At 48.3% G+C, this 263-nt stretch carries 1 tRNA gene; it reads left to right on the top strand.

What is annotated here, in order from left to right:
* The first annotated feature begins 57 nt into the window (after positions 1-57).
* Positions 58-131 (top strand) — tRNA-Asp (locus DW006_RS01500).
* The last annotated feature ends 132 nt before the right edge of the window (positions 132-263 follow it).

Below are 263 nucleotides of genomic sequence, written 5' to 3'. Positions count from 1 at the left end.
GAGTTATCTCCGGATGTAAAATTTTTCAGTGTGTGGTTTTGAATGTATAATTCAGATGGCCCGGTGGCTCAGCTGGTTAGAGCGCCGCCCTGTCACGGCGGAGGTCGTGGGTTCGAACCCCATCCGGGTCGCTAAAAAAGAAAAGAAACTGATGCGAGGAGGTCGAAAGCAGTAAGCACGCTTTCTCAACCTCTTTTATTTTTATCAAAAAGAAATGGGATCTTAGCTCAGCTGGGAGAGCATCTGCCTTACAAGCAGGGGGT

It is taken from the genome of Eubacterium sp. AF36-5BH (genome assembly GCF_003460505.1).
Lineage (GTDB): Bacteria > Bacillota > Clostridia > Lachnospirales > Lachnospiraceae > Eubacterium_G.
This window is presented reverse-complemented; position numbering and strand designations above follow the sequence as displayed.